Genomic DNA, 17,321 nt, shown 5'->3' with positions numbered 1-17,321 from the left:
AATTCATGCATTTTTTTCGGGTGCGCGAAAAGAACGACGAATGACGTGGAAGAGGTCGTTCCGGCAGTTCACGTTCGTCGACTCGCGCACCCGCCGCAGGCGCGCCATGGTCTGGCGTTGAGCCTCCAGCCATTATTTTCCTGCCCCGGAATCCGGCTGCACGGTCGACCGCGCCCTGGCGCACGGCCTATTCGCCGGGGGCGGGCCCTTCGGGGTGAAGCCCGCATTGCGCGCGAGACCCGCGCGGCGCTACACTTGACCCATGCCTCGTGATTTTCGCCTTGATCGCGCTCCTCTCGACGCTCTCGGCTATGAGATCGCCCAGGAGAAGGCCGTTGCGCTCGGACGGATGGGACGCGCGCTGGAACAGGCGCTCGCCCGACTGCGCGCCTTCGACGCCGCCCATCCGCGCGCGGGTGCGGCCTCCTCTCAGCCAGAGCGGCGCATCCTGGTGACGGAGGCGGGCAAGGCCCTTTGGATGCTTGTGGTGCAACGGGAGGCGTGCGGGCTGCGCGACAGCCGCGCGCTCATGCGCGACTACGACGTCCCCCGCGAGGTCCAGCACTGCATGGGAGCGTCCCACAACGCGCCGGCGCGGGACGCCGAGTGAGCCGAGCCCGAACGCCCGCGTTCACAGATACCCCGCCATTTGACCCGTTCGCGCTGCTTGGCTGACGACGCGCGGCAGGAAAATCCACGTTTTGCCCCGATCTTCGCAAAAAGCATCCGTTGACGCCGGCGCGATATAATAATACCTTGTCGATAGATAATATGTACAATCTGCCGAAGGGGCGATATCCGGATTCAAGCCGAATTTGAGCGCTGGAGAGAGAAGTATGAGCGACGCGGGCAGGCTATCACCAGACGTTTCGCCCTCGCCATGGGCCAGGTTCGTCGCTCATCTCAAATCTCTGTTCGCGGGCGGGCTCGGTGAGCCCGCGACCGAGGCGCCAGCCAGCTCCGAGCCGACACTTGCGACACCTGCGACACCGGCGACCCCTGCGACGACGGCGCCGGCGGTTGAGCGGGTCCCGGTTTTGGCCAGCATTGAGCCCGTTGCGCCTGTTGTGGCGGCGCCCGCCTCGGTCGTCGTCGAGGCCCTTGCGCCAGTCCCGGCGGCGCCTCCGGTCCCGGCCAATGATGAAACGCCCGTCCCCATCGCCGAGGTCGCGCCGCCTCCGGCCGCTCCTGAGGAAACGCCGGCCGCGTCTCTTGCGGCGCCCGATCCGCAAAGTGAATCCCCGATCCAAAATGACGAAGCAAAGGAAGATGCTGTGGCTCTAAAGTCTGAAACTCTCGCGCTGCACGCCGGTTGGCGCGCCGATCCCACCACCGGCTCGGTCGCCGTGCCAATCCACCAGACGACCTCCTATCAGTTCCACAACACGGAGCACGCGGCCAATCTGTTCGCGCTGAAAGAGCTCGGCAACATCTATACGCGCATCACCAATCCGACCAATGACGTTCTTGAAAAACGCGTCGCGGCGCTGGAGGGCGGCGTCGCCGCGCTGGCCCTGTCGTCGGGACAGGCGGCCTCGGCCTTCGCCCTGCAAAATCTGGCGCGCGCCGGCGACAATGTCGTCTCCTCCACCGATCTCTATGGCGGCACCTGGAACCTGTTCGCCAACACGCTGAAGGACCAGGGCATCGAAGTCCGCTTCGTCGATCCCTCCGACCCCGAAAACTTCCGGCGCGCCACCGACGACCGCACCCGCGCCTATTATGCCGAAACCCTGCCGAACCCGAAGCTGATCGCTTTCCCCATCGCCGAGGTCGCGGCGATCGGTCGCGAATTCGGCATTCCGCTGATTGTCGACAACACCGCCGCGCCGCTGATCGCGCGTCCGTTCGACCATGGCGCGGCCGTGGTGGTCTATTCCGCCACCAAATATCTGGGCGGTCACGGCAATTCGATCGGCGGCCTGATCGTCGACGGCGGCAATTTCGATTGGGAAAAATTCGCGGAGCGCCAGCCGGCGCTGAACACGCCCGACCCGTCCTACCATGGCGCGGTCTGGACCCAGGCGGTGAAGCCGATCGGCCCCGTCGCCTATATCATCAAGGCGCGCACGACGCTGCTGCGCGACCTTGGCTCCGCCTTGTCGCCGTTCAACGCCTTCCTGCTGATCCAGGGTCTGGAAACCCTGCCGCTGCGCATCGAGCGCCATGTGCGCAACGCCCAGGCCGTGGCCGAATTTTTGTCAAAGCGCCCGCAGGTGATCAAGGTGATCCATCCGTCGCAACAAACCGGCGAGGCGCGGGCGCGGGCCGAAAAATACCTGACCGGCGGTTTTGGCGGTCTGGTCGGCTTCGAACTCGCCGGCGGTCGCGAGGCGGGACGCCGCTTCATCGACGGGCTCGAACTGTTCTATCACGTCGCCAATATCGGCGACGCCCGCAGCCTCGCCATCCATCCGGCCTCGACCACCCATTCGCAGCTGTCGCCGGAGGACCAGCTTTCGACCGGCGTGTCCGACGGCTATGTGCGCCTGTCCGTGGGTCTGGAACATATCGACGACATTCTCGAGGATCTCGAGCGCGGTTTTGAAGCTGCCCGCTTCCGCGCCGCCGCCGAATAAGTTTTTGATGGCCAAATTTTTGGCGCGCGGAGTCCGACCGGATCCCGCGCGCTTTTTTTCAAATGGCGAGAAGCTGTTTCGCCAGTTCGTCCAGCTTGCGTGATCATGCCGCCATGCGGTCCGGCCCGGTCCAGTTTCAACCGGCGAGGTTTGAGCCAGCGTCCGCGACGAAGGATAGCGTTGGGTTTTTTACGGCAAGCGCTTGAGCGACCAGGGCGTGCTCAGTTGCGACAACGGCGCGATCCCAGTGTATCGCGCCGACGTGCTCGCCCACAGGCTCGATGGGCAGGGCTGAGTTTTTTTCAGGTCATGTCCGCTCGAAGAAGGGCGAGTCCATGCCGATGCTCGCCTGCGCCGTGGCGTCGGCGTCGAACAGCTTCACCGACAGATTGCCGTTGACCTGCCGGGCGAAGGGGGTGAGCAGACCGTCGATGTAACCTTGCGCATTCTCCAGCGTGTCGAAGGCGTAAAAACCGCCGACGCTGTGGGTGTTGACGCCGGACAGCCAGGTTTTCGACAGCAGGCCGGGAAATTTCTTCATTTCGACATTGATCGGCGCCCAGTCGATTTTGTCGAACGGAATGGACACCTGATATTCGGCGTAGACGTAGACATGCGGGTTCGCCATCGTGCTCTCCTCGTGAGCGGTCAAAAGATTTCGTTGAACGGGCGCAGGTCCAGTTCATGCGTCCAGGCGCTGCGCTCCTGCTGGTAAAGGCCCCAATAGGCGGCGGCGATCGCCTCGGGCTTCAGCCGCCCGTTCGCGCCCCGCGCCTGATAGAAATCGGGGAAGTTGGCCTTCGCATAGTCGCCGTCGATGACGCCGTCGATGACGACATGGGCGACATGCACCCCTTTGGGCGCGAACTCGCGCGCCAGCGCCTGGGCGACGGCGCGCAAGGCCGCCTTGGCCGAGGCGAAGGCGAGAAAGGGGGTTCGCGCGCGCAAGGATGCGGTGGCGCCGGTGAACAGCAGCGCGCCGCCGCCGAGCGCCGCAAGGCGCAATGCCGCCTCGCGCCCGACCAGAAAGCCGGCGAAGGCGTTCTGGCGCCATAGACCCTCGAAATCTTCGGGCGAGGTGTCGCGCGCGGCGGCGGCGCGATTGGCGCCGACGTTGAAGACCACCAGCGACAGCCGGCCCTGCGCTTGCGCGAAATCGAAGGCCGACGCGACCGCTCCATCCTCGGTCGCGTCGGCCGTGAAGGCTACGACATCGAGCCCTTCGGCCCGCAGCGCCTCCTCATGCCGCGCGAGACGTTTTGCGTTGCGCGCGACGATGATCGTTTTCAAGCCTTCCGAGGCGAAGCGCCGCGCCAGGGCGACGCCCAGCCCGCGACGCGGGCCGACGCCGATCACCAGCGCGACCGGCGGCGGCGCGATCTTGTGCGATGTCTGTTTCGCCATGCGCCGGCGTCAGGCCTTCTTGAAGACGAGGACGAAATTGTTGGCCGGCAGGTCCAGGATGTTGGCGAGCTTGACGCCATGGGGCGCGGCGGCTTTTTCCAGATCGCGAATGTCCTTCAGGCCCCATTCCGGCACTTTCGCCGCCAGAATTTCCTTGTCGAAGGCGGCGTTGGATTCGGTGGTGTAGGCGCCGTCGCGCTTGAACGGGCCGTAGATGGCGATCAGGCCGCCGTCCTTCAAAACCTTGCTGCCGAGATGGGCGATGCCGTCATTGATGGCCACCGGCGCGACCTGGAAGATGTTGATGACGAAAATGGCGTCGTAGCGCTTTTCCGCCGGGTCCGGAAAGGTCTCGGGATCGGTGAGGTCGATGCGGATGGGGTCGAGCACATTGGCGTTGCCGGCTTGCGCGCGCTTGGCCTTGATGCTGGCGAACACATCCGTGTCATAGTCCGACGGCTGGAAGGTCAGATTGGGGAAATGCGGCGCGAAATAATTGATGTGCAGCCCGGCGCCGGTGGCCAGCTCCAGCACGTCGCCCTTTTCCGGCAGCAGGGTTTTCAACGCCGCAAGGATTGGCTCCTTGTTGCGGTTGCCGGCCCAGGCGACATAGGGGCTCAAGGGATAGGGATCGATCGGGGGACGCGGGGCTTCGGTCATGGGGAGGCTCCTTTGGGGTCAGGCCGGCGTCGCCAGCAGGTGGGAGAGGATGGAATCCACGGCGGCGTTCCAGGCGGGATCGACGCCGAACAAAGCGAGATGGCCCCAGATCGAGGACACGCGCTTCAGCGCCGCGCCGGGGATGAGTTTTTGTTCGGCCTCGATGTCGTCGGGCGGGAAGAACACGTCCTCATCGATGGCGATGATCGCCGTCTTCGCCTTAATGGCGCCAAGCGCCGCCGCGAGATCGCCGCCCGTGTGGCGGGAGGCGTCGCCGTTGCGCCATTTGCGCGCCAGCAGCAGGAGATTGTTGGGGTCCTGCGGCAAAAAGTGGTTCTCGACGAAACCGGCGACGAAATCCTCGGGCGTGGTGAAACCGAGCCCCGCCCAGCCGCGCGTGTTGAACAGTTTTTGCGAAAAACCCGAGGCGGCGAAGGCGCGGGCGTGGGCGCGCAGGCCGCGATGGACCGCGCCTTCCGCATACCAGCCGCCGTCGAAGGCGGGATCGCCGGTGATCGCCTCGATGAAGGTCTGCACCAGCAGGCGGTTGTGTGCGGTCTCACGCGCCGTGCCGGCGATCGGGGCGACGCGGGCGACGGCGTCGGGATAGCGCACCGCCCATTCGAAACTCTGCTGCGCGCCCATGGAGCCGCCGAGCACCAGGGCCAGACGCTCGATGCCGAAATGGTTCGTCACCAGCCGGTGCTGGGCGCGCACATCGTCGCCGATGGAGATTTCGGGGAAGGCGGCGGCGTTGAACGGCGCCGGCGTGTTGCTCGGCGATGAGGACAGGCCGTTGCCGATCTGGTTGACCAGGATGATGAAATATTTGTCGGGATCGAGCGCGCGGCCGGGGCCGACATAGGCGAGTTCGAGGATTTTCGACGTGCCGGAATACCAGGTGGGAAACAGGATGGTGTTGGACTTGTCCGCGTTCAGCGTGCCGAAGGTCGCATAGGCGAGTTTCAGTCCACGCAACTTGCCGCCGGACTCGAGATCGAAATCGCCGGCGTCGAAAATCTCGAACGGGCCATGATTGTTCTGGCTGTAGTAAGACGAAGACATCGAAATCCCCTTGCAGAGCTTCGATGTAAGCATCTGATCCAATTGCCGTAAATGAGATGGATATTTTTTTGATTTTGCCGCTGCGGCAATATTCGTATTTAGTGATTATATATTGGTCAAATGCGCAAATATTTTTCAGAAATACAATAGCCCTCGGGGCGTTCATCGACGCCCCGTCCATGGCCGATCAGGGGCACAGGCTGGTCAAACGCTCCTTGTCGAGCAGGCGGCCGCTGTAGGACCCCACCGTGTAGAGCGCGGCCACGGGATTGTGGCCGAGCACGCGATCCTTGACCACGAGCGTCGTGACCGGGGCTTCGGAATGTTTGATGAACAGGGAATCGTGGCCCACGCAAAGGCCCATGATGATGTTCAGGCCGGTGTTCTCGCGGTTGAGCAGCCGCGCCTGGAGGATCGGGTTGCAGCCGGCCTCATAGCTGTCGCATTTGATCTTCAGCTCTTCGGGAATGCCCATTTCACTCTTGTCGATCGAGCCGACCTTGCACAGCGCGGTGAAGGTTTCGAAGCCCGCGAGGCGCAGGATCTTGACCAGCACGCGCGTCTCCTCGATCAGGCCGAAGCAGGTGGCGATGCCGATCCGCGCGGCGCCGATGCGCCGGGCGAAGGCGACGGTTTCCTCGACCCGGTTGATCTTGCCGTAGTAAAGGCCCTCGACCTCGGCGGCGGCGTGGGCGATGCGCGAATCCTCCGCATCGGCGCCGGCATAGCGCGCCGCCAGCTCCGCGCGCTCGGCGCCGTCGAGCGCGGTGGTCAGGCAATGTTTCGGGTAGCGCGCGTCGTGGCGATAGCAATGGAGCTGTTTGCACTCGGAGCAGGTGGGATTTTCGATCTTGCTCATGCGCGGCGCGGCGTCCGGATCTGTTCGTTCATGTCTGGCGCTCCAGCCTTCTCCAGCGCGGCGAGGCGGCGCTTCCTCCGGCCGCTCGTCGCACGATAATGTTTATCTAGTCTATAGAAAAAATAAATTCCACTAAAAACGACGGCAGAGCGCCGGCGCCGGTTGCGACCTGGTCCTCTCCTCGCGCTCGCGGGCGACACGAGCGCCTGCGCGGAAAATCTGCGCGCAGGCGGTTTTCAGGCGGCCGCTTGGGAGATCGCCCGCACCTTATGCGCGGCTTCGTCGATTTTCGTTGTCGCTTCGGCGATTCGGTTCATCGAATGGGTGATGGCCTCGACGCCGCCCGCCGCGACCTGCATGTTTTGCGAAATGTCGGCGGTGACGCTGGACTGCGCCTCGACCGCTTGCGCGACCGCCGCGTTGATCTCGCCGACTTTCTGAAAGGTCGCGCCGATCGCCTCGATGGCCTGCGCGGCCTGGGCGGTGGAGTTCTGGACCGAGGCGACGGTCTGCCCGATCTCCTCGGTCGCCTTGGCGGTGCGGGTGGCGAGCGTCTTGACTTCCGCCGCGACGACGGCGAAGCCGCGGCCCGCCTCGCCCGCGCGCGCGGCCTCGATGGTGGCGTTCAGCGCGAGCAGATTGGTCTGCGTCGCAATGTCGTTGATCAGCCGCACGACGTCGCCGATGCGCTGCGCCTCGTTCGACAATCCGGCGACGAAGCCGGTGGTCTTGCGCGCCTGTTCGGCCGCCGCGAGGGTGATCTGGTTGGCTTCGCCGACCTGGCGCGCGATTTCCTGGAAGGAGGCGGACAGCTCCTCGGCGCCGGCGGCGACCGACTGAACGTTGCTCGACGCTTGCGTGGAGGCCGCCGCGGCTTCCACGGCCTCATGCGAGGCGCTCGACACCGCTTCCGTGATGCGTGCGAGATCGGCGTCGATCGCCTTGTGAATCTCGTCGCGCTTCTGTTGCGCGACCTGCGCGGTGATGTCGGTGGCGAATTTGACCACCTTGTAGGGCTTGCCCTCCATGTCGAAGATCGGATTATACGCGCCCTGAATCCAGACCTCGCGGCCGCCCTTGCCCAGGCGGTGGAATTGCCCGGCCTGGTATTCGCCGCTGCGCAGACGCTCCCAGAACTTGCGGTAGTCGGCCGAGTCTCGTTCGGGCGGATCGATGAAGATTTCGTGGCGCTTGCCTTGAATTTCCGCGAGCGCATAGCCCATGGTTTTCAGGAAATTCTCGTTGGCGGTGAGGATGCGGCCGTCGAGGTCGAACTCGATCACCGCCTGCGCCTTGTGCAGGGCGCAAAGCTGGCCGCCGGTGTCGGCGTTGCGCAAGACCTGCGCGGTGATGTCGACCGCGAATTTGATCACGCCATAGGGTCGGCCCGCCCGGTCGATCAGCGGCGCATAGGTGCCCTGGATCCAGAACGCCTTGCCGTCCTTGCCGATGCGCTTGAATTCGGATTGCCGATATGTCCCGGCGCGCAGGTCCGTCCAGAATGTCTTATAGGCCTCGCCCTCGCGCTCGCCGGCGTCGACGAAGATAGCGTGCTTCTTCCCCTTGATCTCACCCAGCGCGTAGCCGACCAGCTTCAAGAAATTCTCGTTGGCGGTGAGGATCGTTCCCTCCATGTCGAACTGGATGATCGCCTGCGCGCGATCCAGGGCGGCAAGCGCATCCACGGCTTTGGCAGTCTCGGGTCTCACGGAGAAAAACATGGGCAGGGGGCCTATCGATCTGTTTTGTAATGCAATTCTGAGTTGAATTGCTGAAGGGACCGTTAATTCGAGCGGGGAGCTTGCGCGGCGGGGGCTATGCTTCCGCGCCTTTCGGCTTGGACCTCCGTAGAGCGCGCAGGCGGCTCGAGCGCAAAGCGCGCGCACGGTTAACGGAAAATTAACAGCCGCTTCAGTACACAACCTTAGGTTGTGGCTTGCGTCGCCGCGATCGGGGGAGCCGTTTCGGAAGCCTGAACTTTCGTACACATCATGTGACCGGCGCCGGGCTCGCGCGAGCCATGTTTGTTGATCCCCTGGGCGACCCATGGCGGCGCCGGGGTGAGAGCTTTGCGAACAGTCCATTGAAACGGCGCGGTTCACGGCGCCGGGAGAGCAGCGCCATGATCGTCGGATCGACCGTAATCTCGTCCCTGACCCAGGCGATGATGCGCGCGCTGAGCACGGACGACGTCGCCGCCCTGCAGACCGGTCAGGTCAGCGCCCTGAGCGCCACGCAGATCAATGCGATGACGACGCAGGCGCTGGAGGCGTTCTCGGCCAGTCAGATCAGCGGTTTTTCGAAGACGGCGGTGAGCGGACTGACGCTTGGCGCGCTCATGGCGCTGACGCAAACCCAGGTCGACGCTTTCACCACCCAGCAGATTTCCGGCCTGTCCGCGGCCCAGATCGGCGCGCTGAGCGCCGACGAACTGCAGGGCTGGTCGCCGGAGCAGATGGGCGCGCTCACCAGGACGCAGATCGGCGGCCTCTCCGCGGCGACGCTCAACAAGTTCTCCACGGCGCAAATGGCGGCGCTGACCACGGACCAGACGCGCGCGCTCACGGCGACGCAAATCGCCGGCCTCGCCTCGGACACGGTCCAGGCGCTGGCGGTGAGCCTGCTCAGCACCACGCAAATCTCCGGCCTGAGCGCGACCGCGATCGGCAAGTTTTCGACCGATCAGCTGCAGGCGCTGACCACCGCCCAGACCCAGAGCCTGAAGGCCGCCCAGCTCAACGCCATGAGCGCCGCCGCGCTTCAGGCGCTCGACGTCGGCGAATTCTCGACCGCGCAACTCGCGGGCCTTTCCACCGCGGCCGCCGCCCAGCTGAGCGCCGCCCAGGTGAGCGGTTTCACATCCGCGCAGATCGCCGCCTTGACCGCCGCCGACATTGGCGCGCTGAGCGCCGACGAACTGCAGGGCTGGTCGCCGGAGCAGATCGGCGCGCTCACCAGGACGCAGATCGCCGGGCTCTCCGCGGCGACGCTCAACAAATTCACGACCGGGCAGCTGTCCGGCCTGAGCACGGACCAGACGCGCGCGCTCACGGCGGCGCAGATCGCCGGGCTGGCCACGGCCTCCGTTCAGGCGCTCGCGGCGGGCCAGCTCAGCACGACGCAGCTGTCCGCCCTGAGCGCGACCGCGCTGACAAAATTGTCGACGGCGCAACTGCAGGCTCTGACGACAGCGCAGACGCAAAGCTTGAAGGCCGTTCAGCTCAACGCCCTCGCCGCCGCAGCGCTCCAGGCGCTGGACGTGTCCGAACTTTCGACCGCGCAACTCGCCGGCCTTTCCACCGCCGCCGCGGCCCAGCTGAGCAGCGCCCAGGCGAGCGGCTTCACCTCGGCGCAGATTGGCGCCCTGAGCGCCGCGGGCCTCGGCGCGCTGAGCGCGGACGAACTCCAGGGCTGGACCGCGGACCAATTGGCGGGGCTGAAGGCCGCGCAAATCGGCGCGCTGTCGACGACCGCGCTGGGCAATTTCACCACCGGCCAGCTTTCGGCCTTGACGACGGCGCAGACCCGCGCGCTCACGGCAGCGCAAGTCGCCGGCCTCGCGACCGCGTCCGTCCAGGCGCTGGCCGCCGACCTGCTCAGCACGGCGCAGCTGTCCGGCCTCAGCGCGACCGCGCTGGCCAAACTGTCGACGGCGCAACTGCAGGCGCTGACCACCGCGCAGACGCAAAGCCTGAAGGCTGTCCAGCTCAACGCCCTCGCCGCCGCCGCCCTCCAGGCGCTGGACGTGTCCGAACTCTCGACCACGCAACTCGCCGGCCTGTCGACCACCGCCGCCGCCCAGCTGAGCAGCGCCCAGGTGAGCGGGTTGACTTCGGCGCAAGTCGCCGCTTTGAGCGCCGCCGGGCTTGGCGCGCTGAGCGCCGACGAACTCCAGCGTCTGAGCGCCGATCAAATGGCGGGGCTGAGGAGCGAGCAGATCGCGGCGCTGTCGACGACCGCGCTCAGCGCCTTCAGCACCGGCCAGCTCTCGGCGCTGACAACCGCGCAAACGCGCGCGCTGACCGCTGCGCAGATCGCCAGTCTCGCCACCGGCTCCGTCCAGGCGCTCGCGGTGAGCCAGCTCAGCACGGCCCAGCTTTCCGCCCTGAGCGCGACCGCGCTCGGAAAACTTTCGACGGCCCAGCTGCAGGCGCTGACCACGGAGCAGACCCAGAGCCTGAAGGCCGCCCAGCTCAAGGCGATGAGCGACGCGGCGCTGCAGGCGCTCGACGTCGGCGAATTGTCGAGCGCGCAGATTGCGGGCATGTCGACCTCCGTCGCCCAATTGAGCAGCAGCCAGGTGCACGCCCTCACCTCGGCGCAAATCGGCGCCCTGAGCGCCGCGCAGGTCGGCGCGCTGAGCGCTGACGAAATCCAGGGCTGGTCCTCCGACCAGCTGTCGGGGCTGAAGGCGGCGCAGATCGGCGCCTTGTCCACGGCGGCTTTGTCCAACCTCACCACGGCGCAAGTGTCGGGGCTGACCTCGGCTCAGGTCCGCGCGCTCACGGCGGCGCAGATCGGCGGTCTGGCCTCGGCCTCGGTCCAGGCGCTCAGCGCCGGCCAGCTCAGCACGGCGCAGCTTTCCGGCCTGAGCGCGAGCGCGCTCGGCAGGATGTCGACGGCGCAGCTGCAGGCCTTGAGCACCGCGCAGACCCAAAGCTTGAAAGCCTCTCAGATCAACGCTCTGAGCAGCGCCGGCGTCCAGGCGCTCGACATCGGCGAGCTCTCGACGTCCCAACTCGCGGGGCTTTCGACCGCCGCAGTCGGCGCGCTGAGCAGCGCCCAGGTGAGCGGATTCAGCTCCGCGCAAATCGGCGCGCTGAGCACCGCCGGGATCGGCGCCTTGAGCGCCGATGAGCTGCAAGGCCTGTCTGCGACACAGGTCTATGGGCTCACCAAAGCGCAGATCGCCTCGCTGTCCACGACCGCGCTGGCCAATCTGACCACGACCCAGCTTTCCGGGCTGACCAGCGACCAGACCCGCGCCCTCACATCGGCGCAGATCGGAAGCCTGGCGACCGCCTCCATCCGCGCGCTCGCCGTGGACCAGCTCAGCGCCCTCCAGCTTTCCGGCCTGAGCGCGGCCGCCTTGGACAGGCTGTCGACGGATCAGCTGCAGGCGCTGAGCTCGGCGCAGGTCCAGAGCCTGAAGGCCTCCGAGCTCAACGCCGCTTCCTCGACCGCGTGGCGGTCGCTGATCCTGGGCGAACTCAGCACGTCGCAGATCGCTGGATTGTCGACCACGACCATCGCCGGCTTGACCACGGCGCAGGCCAGCGCCCTGACCACCAACCAGTTGCAGGCCATGTCGGGGAGCCAGATCGATGCGCTGCTGGCGCTGCTAAACCCCTGATGAGAGATGTGGGGTGATCAAGTCGCGCAGGGCGACGCGCGCCCGCATTCGCGTCGCCAGCAGATAGATGCCGCCGAATTTGCGTTGCAGGAACAGCGTGTCCATCGGCGGCAGAGTGCAGTGTTCGCGATGCTCCGCCAGCGCCATGCCGGCGTCGCGCAGCCGCAGCGCGAGGTCCGAGGCGCCGAAGTCGAAGGGTTCTTGTTGGCGCAACGGTTCGATCGACAATTCGAACATGTCGAGCATGGCCCGCTCCAGCCCGGCCGGCGCTTTGGGGGACAAGAATCCGATGTTTCGCGCGGCGTCGCGCAGGCCCGCGCGGTCGCCCTCCATGCCTGAGCGCAGCAGGCGGCGATAGAGCGCGACAAATTCTTCGGGGAAGGCGCGCGTCGCGCCAAAATCCAGCAGGACGATCCGGCCGGTTTCGGGCGCGTAGCGGTAATTGGCGAAATTCGGGTCGGTCTGCATCAGGCGGAACTCGAAGAGTTCGCGAAACAGCAGGCCGATCAGCAGCGTCATCGCGCGGTCGCGCTCCGCCTGCGGCGCGGTTTCGAGAGCGTCGATCGGGACACCGTCAACAAAATCCATCGCCAAAATGTTTTTTCGCGTGAGATCCGGGTCGAGCGCCGGGACGACAAAATCCGGGTTGTTCGCCAGCAGCGCGCCGAATTCGGCGAGGCGGCGGCCCTCGTATTCATAATCCGCCTCTTCATGCAATTGGCCCTTGGCCTCTTCGAGCATGGGCGCGATGTCGACGGTTTTGGGGATCAGGCCGGCGATGCGGATCAGCGCGGCGACATTGTTGACGTCGGAGTCGATGCTGGCGCGCACGCCGGGATATTGCACCTTTATCGCGAGGTCGCGGCCGTCGCGCGTCCGCGCCCGGTGAACCTGGCCGATCGAGGCGGCGGCGATCGGATGCGTGTCAAAAGTTTCGAAATTTTGGCGCCAGTCCGCGCCCCAGGCCTGGTTCAGTACGCGCCGCAACTGCACCCAGGGCATGTGATGGGCCTCGGCGCGCAGGCGCGCCAGAATGTCGGCGAGTTCGGCGGGCAGCAGATCGCCTGCATCCATCGAGATCAATTGTCCCACCTTCATCGCCGCGCCGCGCATCCGCGCCAGTTCGTCGGCGAGTTTTTGCGCATTGGCGGGGGTGAGCAGCAGGTCCTCCATGCGCGGGCGCTCGCCGCGCACAAAACGGCGCGCCGCATCGGCGGCGACATTGCCGGCGATGGCGGAGGCGAGGCCGCCGAGGCGGGAGAGCCGCGACAGGCGCGAACTCGGAACGGCCAGGGCTTTGCTCTCGAAGCGGCGTTGCGACATGGGGTCTCCCGGGGTTGCCGTGAACATGTAGGGCGCCGCCTCGGGCCCGGCCATGGGATCGCGTGCTATAATTCTGCGCCGTAAAGGAGGAGGGCGCCGTGATCGTGACCCATGTGAAATTCGCGCTGTCAAAACCGATGACGCTCGAGGAGGCGAAGACAAAGTTCGAGGGCACCGCGCCGAAATATCGGGGCCGCGAGGGTCTGCTGCGCAAAACCTATCTTTTGTCCGAGGACGGGTTGACGGCCGGCGCGGTCTATTTCTGGGGCGACCGCGCCGCCGCCGAGCGGCTTTATACTGAGGCGTGGCGGGAGACAGTGACGCAGGTCTATGGCGTCGCGCCCGAGATTTCCTTTTATCACGCGCCCGTCACGGTCGAGAACGCCTAAGCCTCCAGCAGGGCGGCGACGCGGCGCAGCGCGAACTGGTAGCCCTGCACGCCGCAGCCCGCGATCACGCCTTCGGCGCGCAGCGACACGTAGGAGTGATGGCGAAACGACTCGCGCTTGTGGACATTCGAAATGTGGACCTCAATCACCGGGCCTTCAAAGGCGTTGAGCGCGTCGAGCAGGGCGACGGAGGTGTGGGTGAAGGCGGCGGGGTTGATGACAATGCCGCCGGCGACGCCGCGCGCCTCGTGAATCCAGTCGATCAGCTCGTATTCGCGGTTGCTTTGAAAAAAACGCAGGTCGAGCTTCAATTCGGCGCAGAGCGCGCGACAGTCGCGCTCGACGTCGTCGAGGGTCTCGCGGCCGTAAATCTCCGGCTCGCGTTTGCCGAGCAGGTTGAGATTGGGGCCGTTCAGCAGATAGACGATGCGGCTCATGGTTGATGTTCCGTTAAACGTGGCGGCGCGCCCGTTCGGCTGCCCTGACCTTTGCGGGACCTTCTCCCGATCCTGTGACGGAGGCAACAAAAATGGCGTGATGACGCTAGGTTAATGTTGGCTTTTCTTGACAGCCGCGCTCAAGCGCTCCGTTGACAAAATCCGAGCTTTTTTTTCTACTGCACATCGTTAAGGATGCTTTTACGTTTCACGGCTTGAGTGCGTCGGTTCAGTTTTTAGCAACCCTGTGGCGACAGCCGCGTTTCCGGCTCAGCCGGACATGAATTGTCTCAATGGACTGCCGACGTGCCCAATTCCGATGAAAACCAGCGGGCCATCGCGCTCGGACTTGAACGTATCGGGCGGCTCGGCTTGCGCGCGCCGATCCTGACCGTCATTGTCGCCGCCGTGCTCGCGGTCGTCGCCGTGTTCGGCGTCCAGCGCATCGCCATCGACGATTCCTTGAGCCAGCTGTTCCGCAACGATTCCGCCGAATTCCGCCAGTTCGAGCAGATTTCGAAGAAATTCCCCTCGTCCGAATATGACGTCCTCGTCGTGGTCGAGGGCAAGGATGTGCTGGAGCGCGACACGGTCGAGAAATTGCGCGCCGCCGTCACCGACATGCAATTGGTGGAAGGCGCGCGCGGGGTGATCTCGATGTTTTCCGCGCGACAGCCGGCGCTGAACGGCGGGCTGCCGACGCCGCTGTTCCCCGACCCGCTGCCCGAGGGCGAGGCTTATCAGGCGCTCGTCAAACAGGTTTTGGCCAACGAACTCGTGCGCGGGCGGCTGCTCTCCGAAAACGGCGATTTCGCCCTGGTCGTGCTGTCGCTGGAACCGGACATTGTCGACGGGCGGCGGCTTGGGCCCGTGATCGGCGACATCAGGCGCACGCTGGACGAAAATCTCGCGGGCGCGCCGGTGACCGCGCAATTGTCCGGCGTGCCCGTGATGCAGCTCGAAATCCGCAAGGCGCTGGAGCGCGACCGCATCGTCTACAACGCCTTGGGCCTCTCCGCCGGCTGCCTGATCGCCATCCTGTTCTTCCGCCGCATCTCCTTCATGATCATCGCGGCGGCGCCGCCGCTCGCCGCCATTCTGTTTTCGCTCGGGGCGCTCGGCTGGCTCGGTTTCCAGCTCAACATGTTTTTGAATGTGATGACCCCGCTGATCATGGTCATCAGTTTTTCCGACAGCATGCAGATGACTTTTGCGGCGCGCGACCGGATCATCGCCGGGGCGACGCGCCAGGAGGCTTTTGCCGCCGCTTTGCGCGTCGTCGGGCCGGCCTGCGTGCTCACCCATGCCGCGGCCGGCCTGTCCATGGTCGGGCTGTTCTTCTCCGATTCCGACATGATCCGCGCCTTCGGCCATGCCGGCGCGCTGTCGATCCTGATCGCGCTCGTCGCCGTGCTCACGCTGATTCCGGCGCTCGGCGTGCTGATCGCGCCGCGCCGCGAGGTGCTGCCGGCGGCCGGCCGCGACTTCGGCGTGCAGGCGCTGCGCAGTTTTTGCGGTTTCGTCGCCGAGCGCATGCTGCGCCGGCCTGGCGCCTATGCGCTGATCGGCCTCGTCGTCGTGGTCGCGCTCGGCTTTGTCTATTCCGGGCTGACGCCGCGCTATCGGCTCGCCGATCTGACGCCGGACCAGGAGCATGTGGTCGAGGCCAGCGAGCGGCTCGACGCCAAGCTGAACGGCGCCAATCCGATCGACGTGTTCGTCGGCTTCCCCTCGGGCGCCGGTCTTTACACGCCGGAGACGCTGGCGGTGCTGGGCGAGGTGCACAGCGCCATGGAGGAGCAGCCGGGGATCGCCAACGTCTGGTCGGTCGAAACCCTGCGCCGCTGGCTCGCGGAAAAGCTCGGGCAGAGCGATGTCGCCACGCTCGAACAATATGTCGACATGCTGCCGCCTTTCCTGGTCGGGCGCTTCGTCACCCCGGACCGGCAGTCCGCGCTGATTTCCGGACGCGTGCCCGACAAGGATGCGGGACGGCTGCTGCCCATCGTCGAGCAATTGAACGCAAGGCTCGACGCCGTGCGCGCCAAACATCCCGGCTACACCATCCAGCCCACCGGCCTGTCCGTGATCGCCGCGCGCAACAGCGCCGACATGATCGACAAGCTCAACCGCGGGCTGACCATCGAATTCGCCTTTGTCGCCGCTTTCATCGGGCTCGCCTTCCGCTCGCTGCCCGTCGCGCTCGCCTGCGTGCCGGCCGGCGTGTTTCCGGTCTTCCTTGCCGGCGCGCTGCTGCGCTATCTCGGCGACGGCCTGCAATTCGCCAGCGTGATCGCCCTGATCGTGTCCTTTGGCCTCGGGCTCTCGGCGACCATACATTTCATCAACAGGATGCAGCAGGAGGACGAGCCCGATGCCGATCCGACGCGGGCGGTGGCCCGCTCGACCATCCTGATCGGACCCGCCCTGATCCTCACCGCATTGGTGCTGGCCTGCGGCCTCGAGGCGCTGGCCTTCTCCAACCTGCCGCTGCTACGCTTGTTCGGCTGGCTCAGCGCCTTCGCCATGATCGCGGCCCTGGTCGCCGACCTGCTGATCCTGCGTCCGACCGTCGCCGCGCTGATGCGGCTGGGGCGGCGCCGCCGCCTCGCCAATTGATCCGTTGTTGCAAGGGAGAGCGATATGTCTTTCAAGATGAATTTGGCCACCACATTTGCGGCCGCGGCGCTCGCGCTCGCCTGTGCGGCCCCGGCGCAGGCGGAGCCCGCGGAGGCGAAAGGCGCTGGTCCGTTCGGGGCTTTCGCCGGGAATTTTCATGGCGGCGGCTCGGTGATCGGCTCCGATGGCCACCGCGAACGTATTTCCTGCCGCGCCCGCGCCGGCGTCGGCGAGGGCGGCCGGGCGATGTCGCAGACCATCACCTGCGCCAGCGACAGCTACAAGTTCAGCATCACCTCGAACGTGCGCGCCGATGGCGGCGCGGTGAGCGGCAGCTGGTCGGAGGCGACGCGGGGCGTCACCGGCGCGATCAGCGGCCGCGTGAGCGATGGGACGTTCAGCGGTCGCGTCGACGGCGGAACTTTTGTCGCCTCCGTGGCGCTGCGCGCCACGGGTCGCGGCCTGTCCTTGAGCCTCGCGCCGAGCGGCGGCGATGTCGCCCGCGTCGAAGTCAGCATGTCGCGCTGATTTAGAGCATTTTCGAGCGAAGTGGATGCCGGTTCGCGTGAAGAAAATGCGTTCAAACAAGAATCTAGAGCGCGTTCGGCGGCTTCAGATTCAATGGGGGATTCC

Annotated in this window: 14 protein-coding genes; 6 read left to right on the top strand and 8 right to left on the bottom strand. The window is 65.7% G+C overall.

The genetic code is table 11. The features are described 5' to 3' along the window. Positions 1-262 precede the first annotated feature (262 nt). Both M2320_RS17755 and M2320_RS17750 read left to right on the top strand, forming a co-directional pair. Positions 263-610: a DUF6665 family protein gene (locus tag M2320_RS17755; protein WP_264598420.1), complete on the top strand. Its 348-nt coding sequence runs from the start codon at positions 263-265 to the stop codon at positions 608-610. 664 nt (positions 611-1,274) lie between these two features. After that, complete coding sequence (locus tag M2320_RS17750) at positions 1,275-2,579, top strand: O-acetylhomoserine aminocarboxypropyltransferase/cysteine synthase family protein (protein ID WP_264598419.1); 1,305 nt, start codon at positions 1,275-1,277, stop codon at positions 2,577-2,579. A gap of 307 nt (positions 2,580-2,886) precedes the next feature. Here the strand turns inward: M2320_RS17750 and M2320_RS17745 are convergent, their stop codons facing one another. The 6 genes from M2320_RS17745 to M2320_RS17720 all read right to left on the bottom strand — a co-directional run bounded on the left by M2320_RS17745 (position 2,887) and on the right by M2320_RS17720 (position 8,288). After that, the gene (locus M2320_RS17745) at positions 2,887-3,207 is read right to left on the bottom strand and encodes a YdhR family protein (RefSeq protein ID WP_264598418.1); all 321 of its coding nucleotides are present in this window, start codon (positions 3,205-3,207) and stop codon (positions 2,887-2,889) included. 20 nt (positions 3,208-3,227) lie between these two features. Then, positions 3,228-3,983, bottom strand: coding sequence for an SDR family NAD(P)-dependent oxidoreductase (locus M2320_RS17740; RefSeq protein WP_264598417.1), 756 nt, complete (start codon positions 3,981-3,983; stop codon positions 3,228-3,230). A 9-nt stretch (positions 3,984-3,992) separates the two neighbouring features. After that, entirely contained in the window at positions 3,993-4,643 is a 651-nt protein-coding gene (locus M2320_RS17735; protein ID WP_184428734.1) for a DUF938 domain-containing protein, read from the bottom strand. A gap of 18 nt (positions 4,644-4,661) precedes the next feature. After that, positions 4,662-5,708 carry an alpha/beta fold hydrolase gene (locus tag M2320_RS17730; protein ID WP_264598416.1) on the bottom strand — a complete coding sequence of 349 codons (1,047 nt, stop codon included), beginning with the start codon at positions 5,706-5,708 and terminating at the stop codon, positions 4,662-4,664. A gap of 187 nt (positions 5,709-5,895) precedes the next feature. Beyond that, on the bottom strand, positions 5,896-6,567 hold the full coding sequence (locus M2320_RS17725; protein ID WP_264598415.1) for a DUF1847 domain-containing protein: 672 nt from the start codon (positions 6,565-6,567) through the stop codon (positions 5,896-5,898). A gap of 236 nt (positions 6,568-6,803) precedes the next feature. After that, positions 6,804-8,288, bottom strand: coding sequence for a methyl-accepting chemotaxis protein (locus M2320_RS17720; protein ID WP_264598414.1), 1,485 nt, complete (start codon positions 8,286-8,288; stop codon positions 6,804-6,806). A gap of 401 nt (positions 8,289-8,689) precedes the next feature. Between M2320_RS17720 and M2320_RS17715 the strand changes: the two genes are divergently transcribed. After that, positions 8,690-11,920: a beta strand repeat-containing protein gene (locus M2320_RS17715; RefSeq protein WP_264598413.1), complete on the top strand. Its 3,231-nt coding sequence runs from the start codon at positions 8,690-8,692 to the stop codon at positions 11,918-11,920. On the opposite strand, the gene M2320_RS17710 is transcribed toward M2320_RS17715, so the two are convergent. Further along, on the bottom strand, positions 11,909-13,243 hold the full coding sequence (locus tag M2320_RS17710) for an ABC1 kinase family protein (RefSeq protein WP_264598412.1): 1,335 nt from the start codon (positions 13,241-13,243) through the stop codon (positions 11,909-11,911). The two genes, M2320_RS17715 and M2320_RS17710, sit on opposite strands and share 12 nt — an antisense overlap. A gap of 98 nt (positions 13,244-13,341) precedes the next feature. On the opposite strand from M2320_RS17710, the gene M2320_RS17705 reads away from it, so the two are divergent. Next, complete coding sequence (locus M2320_RS17705) at positions 13,342-13,632, top strand: YdhR family protein (protein WP_264598411.1); 291 nt, start codon at positions 13,342-13,344, stop codon at positions 13,630-13,632. Here M2320_RS17705 and aroQ read toward each other — a convergent pair. Beyond that, complete coding sequence (gene aroQ, locus M2320_RS17700) at positions 13,629-14,069, bottom strand: type II 3-dehydroquinate dehydratase (protein WP_264598410.1); 441 nt, start codon at positions 14,067-14,069, stop codon at positions 13,629-13,631. The two genes, M2320_RS17705 and aroQ, sit on opposite strands and share 4 nt — an antisense overlap. Before the next feature lie 306 nt (positions 14,070-14,375). On the opposite strand from aroQ, the gene M2320_RS17695 reads away from it, so the two are divergent. Together M2320_RS17695 and M2320_RS17690 are read left to right on the top strand one after the other, a co-directional pair. After that, positions 14,376-16,688 (top strand): efflux RND transporter permease subunit, encoded by a 2,313-nt coding sequence (locus tag M2320_RS17695; protein WP_264598409.1) that lies wholly within the window; start codon positions 14,376-14,378, stop codon positions 16,686-16,688. A gap of 24 nt (positions 16,689-16,712) precedes the next feature. Continuing rightward, positions 16,713-17,216, top strand: a complete 504-nt coding sequence (locus M2320_RS17690; RefSeq protein ID WP_264598408.1) for a hypothetical protein — start codon at positions 16,713-16,715, stop codon at positions 17,214-17,216. Positions 17,217-17,321 lie beyond the last annotated feature (105 nt).

The sequence above is a fragment of the Rhodoblastus acidophilus genome (assembly GCF_025961575.1).
Lineage (GTDB): Bacteria > Pseudomonadota > Alphaproteobacteria > Rhizobiales > Beijerinckiaceae > Rhodoblastus > Rhodoblastus acidophilus_C.
The sequence above is the reverse complement of the archived record's forward strand: the minus strand, read 5'-3'. Positions and strand labels throughout refer to the sequence as shown.

What these genes read in the sequence shown, in the direction of transcription:
- M2320_RS17755 (WP_264598420.1), top strand. Translation starts at nt 263, where the DNA reads ATGCCTCGTGATTTTCGCCTTGATCGCGCTCCTCTCGACGCTCTCGGC.
- M2320_RS17745 (WP_264598418.1), bottom strand. Translation starts at nt 3,207, where the DNA reads ATGGCGAACCCGCATGTCTACGTCTACGCCGAATATCAGGTGTCCATT.
- M2320_RS17740 (WP_264598417.1), bottom strand. Translation starts at nt 3,983, where the DNA reads ATGGCGAAACAGACATCGCACAAGATCGCGCCGCCGCCGGTCGCGCTG.
- M2320_RS17735 (WP_184428734.1), bottom strand. Translation starts at nt 4,643, where the DNA reads ATGACCGAAGCCCCGCGTCCCCCGATCGATCCCTATCCCTTGAGCCCC.
- M2320_RS17730 (WP_264598416.1), bottom strand. Translation starts at nt 5,708, where the DNA reads ATGTCTTCGTCTTACTACAGCCAGAACAATCATGGCCCGTTCGAGATT.
- M2320_RS17725 (WP_264598415.1), bottom strand. Translation starts at nt 6,567, where the DNA reads ATGAGCAAGATCGAAAATCCCACCTGCTCCGAGTGCAAACAGCTCCAT.
- M2320_RS17720 (WP_264598414.1), bottom strand. Translation starts at nt 8,288, where the DNA reads ATGTTTTTCTCCGTGAGACCCGAGACTGCCAAAGCCGTGGATGCGCTT.
- M2320_RS17715 (WP_264598413.1), top strand. Translation starts at nt 8,690, where the DNA reads ATGATCGTCGGATCGACCGTAATCTCGTCCCTGACCCAGGCGATGATG.
- M2320_RS17710 (WP_264598412.1), bottom strand. Translation starts at nt 13,243, where the DNA reads ATGTCGCAACGCCGCTTCGAGAGCAAAGCCCTGGCCGTTCCGAGTTCG.
- aroQ (WP_264598410.1), bottom strand. Translation starts at nt 14,069, where the DNA reads ATGAGCCGCATCGTCTATCTGCTGAACGGCCCCAATCTCAACCTGCTC.
- M2320_RS17690 (WP_264598408.1), top strand. Translation starts at nt 16,713, where the DNA reads ATGTCTTTCAAGATGAATTTGGCCACCACATTTGCGGCCGCGGCGCTC.